The organism is Mycolicibacterium mageritense (assembly GCF_010727475.1).
Taxonomy (GTDB): domain Bacteria; phylum Actinomycetota; class Actinomycetes; order Mycobacteriales; family Mycobacteriaceae; genus Mycobacterium; species Mycobacterium mageritense.
In genome coordinates this window covers 1,479,131-1,492,420 of record NZ_AP022567.1, presented here as the reverse complement: position 1 = coordinate 1,492,420, position 13,290 = coordinate 1,479,131, and the positions used below count along the sequence as shown (strand labels likewise).

The following is a 13,290-nucleotide window of genomic DNA, read 5'->3' as shown; positions in this document are numbered from 1 at the left end:
GTGACTCTAACCGCAATTCATTTGCGGCGCCTATTTCAGAACTCGTCAAGAGTTTAAATTCACCGTGACGAAAACTATTGTTCTGTCTCGCTGTTTTCGGAGATGCCGCGCTCTGCCGCGATAGCGGATCGACTGGTCGCCGGACGGCCGTGAATGCGCAGATATGTCGTGGTGTACCGCTCCGATATTCGCGTGCCTGCGAATTCGGAAGGAATGACATCGTGCGTTTTCTCGCGCCAGTCGTTCAACAGTAGCGCGAGCTCGTTGGCGATGGCCTCGGCCTTGTCGGTGGCATCGGGCCCGAGCAGGTTGTTGGTCTCGGTCGGGTCTTCGATGAGGTCGTACAGTTCGCGTGCCGGGCGCGGCCCGGCCGCCTGCGGTCCCACCAGGCGCCCGGGCGGGCTGTCGGCGATATCCCACGGCAGGTCGAGCAATGGCCGCACAGCGTAATTCTCGATGTAACTGTATTCCTTCGTGCGAATGGCACGAATGGGGTCAAAAGAATCGTGATACGTCTTTGTCGTATAAACCTCGGAGCGCACCTGGTGCCGCGCCTCGGCGGAGTTGCCAAGGTTGCTGGCGTGCGACAGGCCGTCGACTTCCGCGGGGATCGGAACGCCGAGCAGATCGAGCAGCGTCGGCAGCAGGTCGACGCCGCTGAACAGCTCGTCATAACGGTGGGGCGCGATGCGGGCCGCGCGCGGGGGACGCACGATGAGGGCGATGCCCGTCCCGGCGTCGTACAGCGTCGACTTGGCCCTGGGCAGGGCCGGGCCGTGGTCGGTCATGAACACCACCCACGTGTTCTCGTCGAGACCGGCAGCACCGAGGGCGTCGAGCAGTTCACCGACCTTCGCGTCGGCAACCGCGATGGATCCGTAGAACTCGGCGAGGTCGTCACGCACATCGACGGTGTCGGGCAGGTAGTCCGGAACGTCCACGGTCGCCGCATCGGCGGGCTCGTAGCGGTCCCGCGGATAGGGGCGGTGCGTCTCGAAGAAACCCGTGGTGAGCAGGAACGGCTCGCGGGGCGGATCGGCCAGCCACCTCGTGGCCTGCTCGACGACGTAGTCGCAGTACGAATTGGACACGTCGAACTCGTCGAAGCCGAGCCTGGCCGGGTTCGACGTCTCATGCTGCATGCCGAACAATGCGGTGTACCAACCTGTTTCGGACATCAGGTGGGCCAGCGTGCGTACCCCGGCGCGGTACTCCCACCCGTGGTGGGCGAGCCCGAGCAAGCCGTTGCTCTGTGGGTAGCGGCCGGTGAACAACGAGCCGCGCGACGGCGAGCACAGCGGTGCGGTGGCGTGCGCGCGGGTGAACACGATGCCCTCGGCCGCGAGCTGGTCGAGCCGCGGGCTCGACACGTCGTCGTGACCGTAGACGCCGAGGTAGCGCCCAAGGTCATGCCAGTGCACGATCAGCACGTTCTGCCGTTGCGGCTCGGTCACGTCACGCCCTTTCCTGTCCTCGACGACCGAACAGCCTTGGCTGCCGACGCGCAACCATTTGACTCATCAAGAGCCAACCTATCCAGCCGGTAGGCTTGGCGCCATGCCGACAGCCGCCGAACCCACCGTGGTCAGCGGTTATGAGGCGCGCTGGGAACAACACAACGCCGAACGCCGCGGCCACATCCTGCAGGCCGCGGTCGCGTTGCTCGAAGAGAGTCCGCCGGGGGCAGAGATCTCCATGGTGCGGATCGCCGAACGCGCGGGCGTGGCCAAGTCGGTGATGTACCGCCAGTTCGCAGGCAAGGACGAGCTCGAGCGCCGGGTCCGCTCCTACGTGTTCGACGACTTCGCAGGGGTTCTCGACGCCAAACTCGACGTCACCAACGGATCGCTGCGCGAAATCCTGACCCGCACCGTGGCGGCCGTCGCCGACTGGATGCTGGAGCACCCGCGGCTCGACGAATTCGCCCGGCGCGGGCCCATTTTCGACGGTGACGGTTCGCTCGACGCGGTGAGTGAGCTCAAGCTGCGCATGACCCGGCAGTCCGAGGGCATCATTTCCGCGATCGCGCAGACCATCGGCATGGACGACACCGCGTTCAAGACCGTTCCGTTCGCGGTCGTGACCATGGTGGAGGCCACGCTGTCGGCGTGGATCCGCGGCGCGGCGCCGCAGCGGTCGCGCGAGGAGATCGTGACGCACCTGGCCGACTTCGCCTGGTACGTCCTCGACGGCGCGGCCCGGTCGATCGGGCTCGAGATCAGCCGCGACGACGAGCTGACCGCGGTGATCGCGGCACTGACCACCCGTCAGCCGAGCAGCCCCGAGTTGTAGTCGGCCACCAGGCTGCGCACGGTCTCCTGGGCGCAGGACTTGTTGGTGCCGATGAACCCGGTAGGGCCCCGCTTGATCCACCCGGTGACGAACGCGCCATGGACGCCGGGCACCCGGCCGGCGTCGTGCGGAACCGTCGCGGTGCTGTCGTCGAACGGCAAACCCGGCACGGGCGTGGCTCGGTAGCCGATCGAGGTGAGCACCAGGCCTGCCTCGATGACCCGTTGCCGCCCGGTGGATTTCACCCGGGGCGAACCGTCGGGCGCGGTAATCAGCTCGTTGTAGGTGAATTCGACGCCACGCGTTGCGGTTTCGCCGAGCGCGGTCGTGGGCGACAACAGGTACTCGAGGGCTATCCGACGGTTGCCCACCTGGCTCCGCACATCCCGCAGGATCGCGGCCCGCGGATCGGTGTCCGGCAGTGTCCGAAGATCCTCGTCGCGGACGACGACGTCGACCCCGGGCGTCGAGCACAGCCCGACGAGTTCGGGGACCGTGAACGCGGACTGTTCGATACCGCGCCGGCCCACCACGACCACCTCGGCGATGCGGCTGTCGCGCAGGGCTTTCAGGGCATGCGGGGCGATGTCGGTGTCAGCGAGCCGGTCCGGGTCGATCGTGAGGATGCGTGCGACGTCGAGCGCGACGTTGCCGTTGCCGACAATGACCACGCGGCTGCTCGACAGGTCGAATGACCGGCCGGCGTAATCGGGGTGGCCGTTGTACCAGGCGACGAATTCGGTGGCCGACGTGACTCCGGGCAGGTCGGCACCGGGGATGTCGAGACGGCGGTCGGTCGAAGCGCCGACTGCGTAGATGACGGCGTGGTGCTCGGCCAGCAGGTCGTCATGACTCACGTCGGCGCCGACCTCGACACCGAGCCGCAGGTCCAGCCGGGGGTTGGCGGTGATGTGGTCGAACTGCCTGGCCACGCCGCGCGTGCGGCGGTGATCGGGGGCCACCCCGAACCGGGCCAAACCGTATGGCTGCGTGAGTCGTTCGTACATGCGCACCCGTGCGCCGGGGATGGTCAGCACCTCGTCGGCGGCATACATCGCGGCCGGCCCCGACCCGACGATCGCGACCCGCAGATCGCTGCCGGAGCGCACTTCGAGGGGTGGGACCACGGGCGCCAAAATCGGGCGCGGCCGCGGTGTGGTGTAGAAGTCGGCGTTGAGCGTGGCGAACACGTTCTCCTCGCCGGCCAGCTTGGTGTGGGGTTTGATCGCGTCCACCGGGCACGCCGATACGCACGCGCCGCAGTCGACGCACTCCGCGGGGTCGACGTAGAGCATCTGCGCGGTGTGGAAGTCGGGCTCGTCGGGCGTGGGGTGGATGCAGTTGACCGGGCAGGCGTAGACGCACGCGGCGTCGCTGCAACAGGACTGCGTGATGACGTGGGGCATCAGGCGATGGCGACGGCTTCGCGGTCCGGCACACCACGGTAGCGAGCGGCGTCGCCGTCGATGCCGCAGCGTTTCCACACCCACCGGCCGACCCGGTTCATCAGCCCGAGTTCTTCGCTGAGCGCACGCATCTCACCGAAGTAGCCCGACAAGATCTTGCGGGACTGCGGGCTGCGCCAGAACGCATCCTTGATCACTTCGCGCGGTATTCCGAATTCCTCGCCGAAGGACTTCGGCGGAGCCACGATCTCGTGTGCGAGCCAGCGCAGGGTGAGCGGGAAGGCCACGGACGCAAACGCCTTCATGCGCCAGGACCGTTCCGGCAGATGCGTTTTCAGGAACTCGTGGGCCCACGAGATGTGCCGGGCCTCTTCGGCGATGTGGATCTGCATGGTGCGCAGCACCGCGGGTGGAATGTTGGCGCCCTCGCGGATCAGGCCCTTTTGAAAGTGGTCGATCGGTTCTTCGCCGGCCAGGATGCCCGCCATGAACGCGGTGGGGGAGTACTGGCCGACCAGGCCGATGTACGGCGACAGCCGCCGGAACAGTGGCCGCATACCGGGAACGTCGACGCCGCTGCGGTTGACCAGTTCCTGGAACATCTGGATGTGGTTGCACTCCTCTGTCATCTCGTGCAACGCGTACCGGAACTCGGGCGAGTTGTTGGGCAGCTTCATGATGAAGGCCATCAACCCGCGGATCAGGATGCTCTCGAACGCCGCACCGACCTTGACCGAGTTGAGCGTGCGCCAGCGGCCGATCTCGATCTGCCGGGTCAGCGGCTGGGCCTGGTACCACGCGGTGGCGCCGAGCGGATCGACGTTCGGCGAGAGCACCCAGCGGGGATCGTCGAGGTCGATCACCATGTCGGGGCGTCCCATGCGATGTCCAGATACGGATCGAAGCGGCGGCGTACGGAACCCTCGGACAGCGTCTGCAACAGATCCTGGTAGTCCGCACCCAGCGGCGCGGCATCGGGCGAGGTGGAAGCCATGCCGCCAATTTACCGGGACATCATGTCCCAGTAAATACCCGTGGTCACGGGTGGTACGGCACGCCCACGGCGCGGAAGACGTACTCCGGCGGCACGTCGAACGCGAACGAACGGCGCGGCAGCCGCATCAGCGTTTCGGCGTCGATCGGCGTCTTGTAGTGCAGGGACAGGTGGCCGTGACAGCGCGGATCGACGTCGGCGACATCGACGTCCAGCGTGAGTCCGGACCCGGTGATCTCGGCCTTCACGGCGCCCTGTTGGCCCTCGGTCCATGCCTGGTCGATACTGCGCCCCGCGAGTTTGGGCACCGTGGACATCGTGGCGAGCACGCGGTGCTCGGTGAGCACCACCGCGCCGGAGTAGCTGGCGACGCTGCCCGACGAACGCTTGCCAGGTATGGAACCGGTGAACCGCCGGGTGACCGGGACGTACTCGGCCAGATAGAGGATGCCTTCGCGTTCGGCGTCGGCACGCAGCTCGGCCGGCAATGCCCCGATACGCAGCAGCTTGCGGAATAAGACTGCCATTCCTGCACGGTAGCTCTTGAGCTTGGATACCGGTTGGAGCTGGTACAGATGGACCGATGGCGATCCGCAACCGTTGGCTCATCGGCACGGCCGTGCTCGCGCTCGCGGTGTTTGCGACGATGTGGCTCGGTTACCAACTGCACTGGCGCTGGTTGACCGAGCTCGACGACACCGCGTTGGCCGCGGCGTACTCCTACGGTGTCGCGCGGCCCGGGTGGGTGACGGCATGGGACGTGTTCTGCACGGTCTTGGGGCCGTTGGGCTTCCGCCTGGTCGGCCTGGCGATCATCGTGGCCGCGCTGGTGCGCAGGCGTTACCGCGTGGCGTTGTTCCTCGTGCTGACCGTCGAACTCAGCGGAATCGTCACGGAACTGGTCAAGGCTCTCGTCGACCGTCCGCGGCCCGACACGGCCATGGTCTATGCGCTGTCGTCGTCGTTCCCGTCCGGGCATGCGCTCGGCGTCATGGTCAGCGTCCTGGCTCTGCTGTGCTTTGCCTGGCCCGTGCTGTCCGCGCGGCGCGGCTGGCTGTGCGTGCTCGGCGCGGTGGTGATCGTGTTGATCGGTGTGGGCCGCGTAGTGCTCAACGTGCATCACCCCTCCGACGTGATGGCGGGCTGGGCCCTCGGCTACGCGTACTTCGTGCTGTGCGTCCTGCTGGCGCCGCCGTATCCGGTCAGGGCAGCGGACGAAACACCGGCAGCGCTCGATAGCGCGCGCTGAAGCTCGCCTCGCTGCAGGACTCGCCGACCTCGCCGTCGTGCGCGAGCACCGTCGGCCCGTCGACGGTGGTGAACCGGAACTTCGGCACCTGCAGCTCGTGGTAGAGCGGGCTGCGTTCGAGCCGGCCCAGTGCGATGGCGGTCGCGATCCGCAGCCGGCTCAGCCGCCTGCCGGTCTCCAGGATCCGCACGTCGATCAAACCGTCATCGAGGCGCGGGCGGTGCGACGGCGCGAAGCCCGACGGGAAGTAGGTCGAGTTGCCGAGGAAGAACAGCGAAGTCTGCAGCGTCTTGTCGTCGTAGGTGATGCGCACCGGCTCGTCGCGGCGCAGCACGTGATAGAGCGCGTACGCGCCCGCCAGTTTCTTGCCGAGCCGGTGCTCGAGCTTCTCCCGCACCCGCACGTACCTCGGATACGCGCCGATGCTGGCGGTGTTGATCACCATGGTGTTCTGTCCGTCGTCCTCGTTGAGGCTCACCAGGTCGACATACGCCGCGCTGCCCTCGCGGATCGCGTTGACGGTCCGGGCCACACTGTCGCAGCCGATGTCCTTGGCGAAGTGGTTGAAGGTGCCGCCGGGAAACACCGCGAGCGGGACATCGGCCTGGACGGCGATACCGGCCGCACACGCCACCGTGCCGTCGCCGCCGCCGACTGCGAGCACCTCGCAACGGGCGGCCGCGGCGCGAAGCACCTCGGCGACGTCGTCGCCTTCGTTCACCTCGATGATCTCGGCGCGTGGCAGCGCGTCGCGCACCTCGTCGACCACTCTCGCGCCCGTGCCGCCGCCCGACGCCGGGTTGATGACGAGGACGACGCCCGCGCCGTCGGGACGCGCCGGCGTGTGGAACCGCAGGGGTGCGGCGCTCGGCAGGCTCGCGGTGGGGATCGGTGGGATCACCCGGCCGCCGAGGATGGCGATTCCCGCGCCGATACCGAATCCGGCGAACACGTCGCCGGGGTAGTGCGCACCCGTCGCGACCCGGGACAGCCCGACCAGGCCGGCCAGCAGCGCGAGACCGAGCCCGACGGGCGGGCTTTCGAGCCCGACGCCGACCGCGAACGCGGCCGCGCTCGCGGAATGCCCCGAGGGCAGGGAGTGCGAGGTCGGCATGCGGCGCGAGCGGCGGACCTGCGGCACCAGGCGGTGATCCGGGCGGGGCCGCCGCCACACCCGCTTGGCCACCTGATTGGTCAGCAGGCTCGTGACCGCCAGGCTCACCACGCCACGGGCGCTGCCGCGACGCACGGCGGGGCCGCCCAACACACCGAGGACCGCGCCGAGCGTGAGCCACAGTTTCGAGTGGTCCGCGGCTGACGTCAGCTTGGGCATCACGGTGTCCAGCAGGGGGCTGGGAGACTCCGCGACCGCCTCGAAAACCTCGCGGTCCAATGTGCCCAGGCCCCGGCCGATCCGTCGAAGGTTCATGCTTCGAACGTAGCGGCGCGCGTTCGACGGCGTGAGCCGCGACCTGATCGTGTCTGAACCTTTACGTCAGCGATAGCCTGCCCGTCGACGATGGACGGGTGCGTCGACTGCTGATTGTGCTGTGTGCTGCGGTCCTGGCGCTGGCGTCGGCTCCCGCTGCGCACGCGGTCGATCCGCCGTGGTTCGCCCGGTCGGTCGGTAACGCGACCCAGGTCATCTCCGTCGTCGGCACGGGTGGATCCAACGCCAAGATGGACGTGTGGCAGCGCGGTCCTGCCGGCTGGCAACCCGTCGGCGTCGGTATCCCCGCGCACATCGGCGCCAACGGCATGGCGCCCGAGACCCACGACGGCCAAATGCTCACCCCGATGGGGATCTTCACGCTCGACTTCGCGTTCGGCACCGCGCCGAATCCGGGCAGCGGACTGCAATACGTTCAGGTGGGCCCGGACCACTGGTGGGACGGCGACATGAAGAGCCCGACGTACAACACCATGCAGGTGTGCAAGAAAGCCCAGTGCCCCTTCAACACCGACCCGAGCAGCGGCACCGAGAACCTGCAAATCCCGCAGTACAAGCACGCCGTGGTGATGGGGGTCAACAAGGCCAGGGTGCCTGGCAACGGCGGCGCGTTCTTCGTGCACACCACCGACGGCGGCCCCACTGCGGGCTGTGTGTCGATCGACGACGCGACGCTCGTGAAGATCATGCAGTGGCTCCGGCCTGGCGCACTGATCGCGGTCGCCAAATAACGTCAGATATTCAGCGCGGCACCGGGTTTCAGCTTGAAGTTGAGCCCTTCGAGCGTCATGGTGGCATCGTAGGTGCGGTCGTAGCCCGTCGCGCAGATCTTCCATCCGTCGGCCGTGCGCCGGTAGCGGTCGTGGTAGAACGCCGCGCCGATCAACATGAAGTTGAAGTCGGGCGCGATGACCCGGTCCTGCAGGTACCAGGTGCCGGTGGCCTCGTCACCGGCCACCTCGATCTCGGGATGGTCGACGCGATGTTCGGTGATGATCTCCGGCCCCAGCGAGCGCTTCATGAACTCCACGAGTGCGTCGCGGTCGCTGAAATGCAGTGCCTCGCCGAGCGACTGCCCGTAATCGCCGTTGACATCCTCGGTGAGGGTTTCGGCGAACTCGTCCCAGTGCTTGGTGTCCAGCGCCCGCAGGTACCGATACTTGACTCGCTTGATCTCGTCGATGTCACCCATGCCGACATTGCAGCACAGACCCGGTGGGCTCCGGGTGCAGACCGGCCATCTGGCTAGTCCGCGGCGGTGAGGTTACGGGTGGCCGGGCCCTCCAGCAGCGTGCCGTCCGGCGCGAACCGCGAGCCGTGCAGCGGGCACTCCCAGGTTTCGTCGGAGTCGTTCCAGTTGACGATCCCGCCCAGATGCGGACAGACCGGGGACACTCGGTGCTCGACGCCGTCGATCACGCTGCACGCCTCCATGTGCCACGGAGGCCCGCTGACCACACCGCCGTCGTCCGGACTGCGGTTGCCCATGCGCGCGACCGGTGCGATCCAGCCCTTGGCCAGGTTCAGCGCCACCTCCAGGTTGACCCGCATGGCTGCGGGAATTCCGGACAGCTCGTGCGGACTCCAACTGGCGAACGCCGCGGCCCAATCCATCCGGCCGCCCAGCATCGTGCTGGACAGCGCCAGGGCCGCGGCCGCCCCGTTGGTCATGCCCCATTTGTCGAAACCTGTTGCCACGTAGATCTTGTCGTGGCCGGGCAGGATCGGGCCGACATACGGCAGCTCGTCGACCGGCGCATAGTCCTGCGCCGACCAGTAATGCGTCTGTATCGCCCCGGGCCAGTGCACCTTCGCCCACGACGCCAGCTCCTGCACCGACATCGACGCGTTGCTGCCGCGCCCCACCAGGTGTCCTGCACCGCCGACGATGAGGCGGTCACCGTTGACCGTCGGCGCGTATCTGACCGAGCGTGTCGGTGAATCTGCCGAGATGTATATCCCGCGCGTCATGTTCCCCGGCACGCGGAAAGCCATGCAGTACGAGCGATGTGGCGTGAGCCGGGCGAAGAAGCCGCCGCGATCGAGAATGGGAATCCCGGTGGCCAGCACACATCGATGTGCGCGAATGTCGAATTCCGATGCGCCGTCGGTACGTACATGCAGCTTCAACGCGTCGCCGTCGTCGGCGACCTGATGGACGCGGATGCCTTCAAGCAGCCGGCCATCACGCGCGTGCAGCTCGTCGATCAGGTTGTCGAGCAACGGCATCGGGTCGAACTGGGCCTGGTTCGGCAACCGAGCGCCGCCGTGGAACGGAAACGGCACGTCGGCCTCGGTGACCCACTCGGCGTCGAGCCCGGCGGTCTGACACGCCTCCAACTCGTCCCGCGCGCTCGGCACGCCCTCTTCGGATTGGGCGTAGGTGAAGGCATCTTCGTGTTGCACCGGTATGCCATTGGCCTCGCAGTGCCCGATCAGCCATTGCTGGCCTTCGAGATTGCCCTGCACGTATTGTTTGGCGATCTCGGGCCCGTGCTTACCGAGGATTCTCGACAGTTTGGTGCCCTGTAACAGGCTGATCTTGGCGGTGGTGTTGCCGGTGGCGCCTGCGCCCGCGGTGTAGGCCTCGATGACCACCACGCGCTTGCCGGCCCGCGCCAGCAGCACCGCCGTGATCAGTCCGGTGATACCTGCGCCGACCACGACCACGTCGGCCGTGTCGCTCTCGAGCGGGTCGTGGGTGAGTGGCCTCTCGACGCGGTCGGCGAGCCATAGAGACGTCATGGGTGATCTGTACCCGCGTGCGGACGAATCAAACGCCCGCAAAGATTGCTGCCGTGCGGAATGGGGCTGGCCTGCAAATTTACGTATCCGTGGCAAAGTGGTTGCGGCGCCAAAAGCACGGTGGCCGAACAACCTTCGCCAGGTCGCGGAGTGTCTGACGGGTGCCGGTGCCGACAACCGCTATCCTTGGCAGCGTTATGAGCGACCCGTTGGGGTTGTCGATCGGGACCACCAACTTGGTTGCGGCGCGCGTCGGCAATCAACCTGTGAGTCGGCGCTCGGTGTTGACCTTGTCGACCGACCGGACGCCGCAAGTCGGCGTGCCCGATTCGCCCGGCGTCACGCTGGGCGGGTTTGTCGAACGCGTCGGGGATCCGGTACCCCTGGTCGCACCGGACGGATCCGCCTATCCCGCGGACACCCTGCTCGTCGAGGCGCTCGACGCGATGGTGGACCTCGCGGGAGGACCATCTCCCCAGCTGACCATCGCGGTGCCCGCACATTGGGGCGCACCGACCTTGCGGGCGTTGCGCAACGCGCTGCGCACCAATCCGAACCTGTCCCGCGACGGCATGCCTGCCCGGCTGGTGTCGGACGCGGTCGCGTCGTTGACCGCGTTGCGGGCCAACCCGGGTTTGCCGGCCACCGGTGTGGTGGCACTGCTCGATTTCGGTGGCGGCGGCACGAGCATCACCCTCACCGACGCCGCGGCCTCGTTCGAACCGATTGACGAGACAACCCGCTTCCCCGACTTCTCGGGCGACCAGATCGACCAGGCCCTGCTGACGCACGTGCTCGACGGTGCCGCGCAGGCCGGCGGAATCGACCCTTCGGGTACCGCCGCCGTCGGATCACTGGCGCTGCTGCGGGAGGAATGCCGGCAGGCCAAGGAGCGGCTGTCGGCCGTGACCGCGACCGACCTGCCGGTCGAGCTGCCCGGATACTCCGCCACGGTGCGCGTCACCCGCACCGAACTCGAAGCGCTCATGCAGCAACCGCTCGGCGGTGCACTGGACGCGCTCGAAAATGCGTTGGACCGCAACAGGATCAGCTGGTCATCGGTGGCGGCCGTGGTGACTATCGGCGGCGGCGCGAGCATCCCGTTGATCACGCAACGCTTGTCGGAACAATCGCGCGCGGCGGTCGTGACCACGCCGCAGCCCGCACTGGATGCGGCGATCGGGGCCGCGTTGTCGGCCGCGTTCGCAGCCGATTCCGACGCGCAGACCGGCGTGGCACCCACGTTGGGCGTGGCGACCGCGCCGACTCTCGGAGCCGCGGCGGTTCCTGAAACACCCTCTGGCGCAGAAGGTTCGTCCACCTTCCGGGCGCTGGCCTGGTCGCAGGACGACACCGACGACGACGTCGTGCCCTACACCGGTCCCGACGCGCTGGAGTCGTACGGCAGCGAAACATCAGCCCGCCCCGCAGTGCAGTACGTGCCACCGACAGGGCCGATCGAGACGCCGCGGTCGGCGTGGCAGCGGCTGCCGCTCGCGGTGTTCGGCGTCGCCGCGGCATTGGTTTTGGTGGCCATCGGCGGCGTGGCCTACGCGTTGACCAGCTCGACCGGCACCGCACCGACCTCGGAAGTGCGTACCGCGGAACCGAAGCCGCTCATCGAAGAGCCCGCGCCCAGTCCGATGGAGCCGCCACCGCCACCACCCGTGACGGTCACCGAGGCGCCGCCTCCGCCGGTCACCGTGACCCAGGAAGCGCCGCCGCCCCCACCGCCACCGCCGGTGACGACCACGCATGTCGTGACGACGACCACCACGCCGCCCACCACGACGACAACGACCACCACCACCACCACGACGACTACGACGACAACGACGACGCCCACCACGACCACGACGACACCCACGACGACCACCACCACGACGAACCCGATGACCACGTCGTACGTGACCGTGCCGTTCGTGCCCGTGCCGATCCCGATCCAGGTGCCGAACACCGGGCCGCCGCAGCCGCAGTATCCGCAATACCCGCAGCAGCCCCAGTACCCGTATCAGCCGTATCCGTAGACCAGCGCGAGTTCGACGAAAATGTCGTCCGCACAGCCGGATAACAGCGTATTCGTCGAGTTCGGGGTGCACGTCTAAGCGGTCGAACCCCGGACGATGAGGCGGCCGTGAAGATCGCCCGGCGGGATCGGACGGTCAAGCGACTCAAGGCGATTGACGAGCATGGTGACCGCGACGCGGGCGAGTAGTTCCGGCCCGAGGTCGACCGACGTGATCGGGGGAGTGGTCGATCGGCTGTGCTCGGAATCCGATCCCGCGACGATCCTGATGTCTCCGGGGACGGTGTAGCCGCGTTCGGTCACGGCGCGCAGCAGCCCGGCCGCGTGCCTGCCGGTGAGGCAGTACACGGCATCGGGAGGGCTTGCGGCACGCAATAATTCGTGGGCTGCCGCGCTTCCTCCGGATTCGCCCGCGGTCTCCGGTTGATGTACGACGAGCGGCTCCTGCCCACGGTCGGCAGCCCACGCGCGGTACGCATTCTCGGCGTCGATGTTCCATGAGTTGCGGTCGGTTCCGGTGACCAGTGCGACGCGCGACGCGCCTGCCTCGGTCAGGTGGCGCAGCACCTCGTATGTCATCTGCGTCGTGCCGGTGTCGATCCAGGTGTCGTAATCGGCATTCGCCGGATCCCGCCCGACGGTCAGGAACGGGATGCGCTCGTCGATCAGCATCCGCACCAGTGGGTCGCCCTGAACGGGCTCGGTGATCAGGAAGCCGTCGCATGCCAGCGCGGCCGACGGTGAGCTTTCCTGCGTCGGGTCCGATACGAGCATGAGCCCGTATCCGAGCTGCATCGCGGCGAGTGCGGCCTGCCCGGCGAACCTCAGGAAGTAGTCCACGCCTTCGGGCAGGAACGAGTCGAGGGTCTCCAGCGGGCGCAGCACCAGCGCCAGCACCCCCAGCCTGCTGTTGCGCAGCCCGCGCGCGACCGCGTCGGGCCGGTAGCCCAGCTCTCTGGCGACCTCGCGCACGTGCTCGCGGGTGGCGGCGGCGACGACGCCTTTGCCGCTGAACGTGTGTGACACGGTGGTCGCGGAAACCCCGGCGCGGCGGGCGACGTCGTGGATCGTCGGGCGTACGCGGCGTTCGGGCACGAGATCAGGCTAACAACGGCTGGACCTCGTACA

The 13,290-nt window shown here is 67.6% G+C and carries 11 protein-coding genes and 1 pseudogene; 4 read left to right on the top strand and 8 right to left on the bottom strand.

Annotated features, from left to right (window positions below):
- Nucleotides 1–74 precede the first annotated feature (74 nt).
- Entirely contained in the window at nt 75–1,454 is a 1,380-nt protein-coding gene (locus tag G6N67_RS07290) for a sulfatase family protein (RefSeq protein WP_036433335.1), read from the bottom strand.
- Between the two features lie 103 nt (nt 1,455–1,557).
- On the opposite strand from G6N67_RS07290, the gene G6N67_RS07285 reads away from it, so the two are divergent.
- Complete coding sequence (locus G6N67_RS07285; protein ID WP_036433337.1) at nt 1,558–2,292, top strand: TetR/AcrR family transcriptional regulator; 735 nt, start codon at nt 1,558–1,560, stop codon at nt 2,290–2,292.
- Here the strand turns inward: G6N67_RS07285 and G6N67_RS07280 are convergent.
- The 3 genes and pseudogenes from G6N67_RS07280 to G6N67_RS07270 form a co-directional block, all read right to left on the bottom strand.
- Entirely contained in the window at nt 2,268–3,698 is a 1,431-nt protein-coding gene (locus G6N67_RS07280) for an FAD-dependent oxidoreductase (RefSeq protein WP_036433339.1), read from the bottom strand. The two genes, G6N67_RS07285 and G6N67_RS07280, sit on opposite strands and share 25 nt — an antisense overlap.
- Nucleotides 3,698–4,692: pseudogene (locus tag G6N67_RS07275) on the bottom strand (AurF N-oxygenase family protein). The gene G6N67_RS07280 and the pseudogene G6N67_RS07275 overlap by 1 nt, the downstream one beginning before the upstream one ends.
- A gap of 44 nt (nt 4,693–4,736) precedes the next feature.
- Nucleotides 4,737–5,219, bottom strand: coding sequence for a hypothetical protein (locus G6N67_RS07270; RefSeq protein WP_036433341.1), 483 nt, complete (start codon nt 5,217–5,219; stop codon nt 4,737–4,739).
- A gap of 56 nt (nt 5,220–5,275) precedes the next feature.
- Here G6N67_RS07270 and G6N67_RS07265 point away from each other — a divergent pair, with 56 nt between their 5' ends.
- A complete protein-coding gene (locus G6N67_RS07265; RefSeq protein ID WP_036433343.1) occupies nt 5,276–5,941 on the top strand; it encodes a phosphatase PAP2 family protein in 666 nt (221 codons plus the stop codon).
- On the opposite strand, the gene G6N67_RS07260 is transcribed toward G6N67_RS07265, so the two are convergent.
- Complete coding sequence (locus G6N67_RS07260) at nt 5,895–7,370, bottom strand: bifunctional phosphatase PAP2/diacylglycerol kinase family protein (protein WP_036433345.1); 1,476 nt, start codon at nt 7,368–7,370, stop codon at nt 5,895–5,897. The genes G6N67_RS07265 and G6N67_RS07260 overlap by 47 nt on opposite strands.
- Nucleotides 7,371–7,468: 98 nt before the next feature.
- On the opposite strand from G6N67_RS07260, the gene G6N67_RS07255 reads away from it, so the two are divergent.
- On the top strand, nt 7,469–8,122 hold the full coding sequence (locus tag G6N67_RS07255) for a L,D-transpeptidase family protein (RefSeq protein ID WP_036433347.1): 654 nt from the start codon (nt 7,469–7,471) through the stop codon (nt 8,120–8,122).
- A gap of 2 nt (nt 8,123–8,124) precedes the next feature.
- Here G6N67_RS07255 and G6N67_RS07250 read toward each other — a convergent pair whose 3' ends face one another.
- Together G6N67_RS07250 and G6N67_RS07245 are read right to left on the bottom strand one after the other, a co-directional pair.
- Nucleotides 8,125–8,583, bottom strand: coding sequence for a nuclear transport factor 2 family protein (locus G6N67_RS07250; protein ID WP_036433349.1), 459 nt, complete (start codon nt 8,581–8,583; stop codon nt 8,125–8,127).
- 53 nt (nt 8,584–8,636) lie between these two features.
- Complete coding sequence (locus tag G6N67_RS07245; RefSeq protein ID WP_036433351.1) at nt 8,637–10,136, bottom strand: FAD-dependent oxidoreductase; 1,500 nt, start codon at nt 10,134–10,136, stop codon at nt 8,637–8,639.
- A gap of 197 nt (nt 10,137–10,333) precedes the next feature.
- On the opposite strand from G6N67_RS07245, the gene G6N67_RS07240 reads away from it, so the two are divergent.
- Entirely contained in the window at nt 10,334–12,163 is a 1,830-nt protein-coding gene (locus tag G6N67_RS07240; protein WP_036433354.1) for an Hsp70 family protein, read from the top strand.
- Nucleotides 12,164–12,237: 74 nt separating this feature from the next.
- Here the strand turns inward: G6N67_RS07240 and G6N67_RS07235 are convergent, their stop codons facing one another.
- A complete protein-coding gene (locus tag G6N67_RS07235) occupies nt 12,238–13,257 on the bottom strand; it encodes a LacI family DNA-binding transcriptional regulator (protein ID WP_036433355.1) in 1,020 nt (339 codons plus the stop codon).
- Between the last annotated feature and the right edge of the window lie 33 nt (nt 13,258–13,290).

What these genes read in the sequence shown, in the direction of transcription:
- G6N67_RS07285 (WP_036433337.1), top strand. Translation starts at nt 1,558, where the DNA reads ATGCCGACAGCCGCCGAACCCACCGTGGTCAGCGGTTATGAGGCGCGC.
- G6N67_RS07280 (WP_036433339.1), bottom strand. Translation starts at nt 3,698, where the DNA reads ATGCCCCACGTCATCACGCAGTCCTGTTGCAGCGACGCCGCGTGCGTC.
- G6N67_RS07270 (WP_036433341.1), bottom strand. Translation starts at nt 5,219, where the DNA reads ATGGCAGTCTTATTCCGCAAGCTGCTGCGTATCGGGGCATTGCCGGCC.
- G6N67_RS07265 (WP_036433343.1), top strand. Translation starts at nt 5,276, where the DNA reads ATGGCGATCCGCAACCGTTGGCTCATCGGCACGGCCGTGCTCGCGCTC.
- G6N67_RS07260 (WP_036433345.1), bottom strand. Translation starts at nt 7,370, where the DNA reads ATGAACCTTCGACGGATCGGCCGGGGCCTGGGCACATTGGACCGCGAG.
- G6N67_RS07250 (WP_036433349.1), bottom strand. Translation starts at nt 8,583, where the DNA reads ATGGGTGACATCGACGAGATCAAGCGAGTCAAGTATCGGTACCTGCGG.
- G6N67_RS07245 (WP_036433351.1), bottom strand. Translation starts at nt 10,136, where the DNA reads ATGACGTCTCTATGGCTCGCCGACCGCGTCGAGAGGCCACTCACCCAC.
- G6N67_RS07240 (WP_036433354.1), top strand. Translation starts at nt 10,334, where the DNA reads ATGAGCGACCCGTTGGGGTTGTCGATCGGGACCACCAACTTGGTTGCG.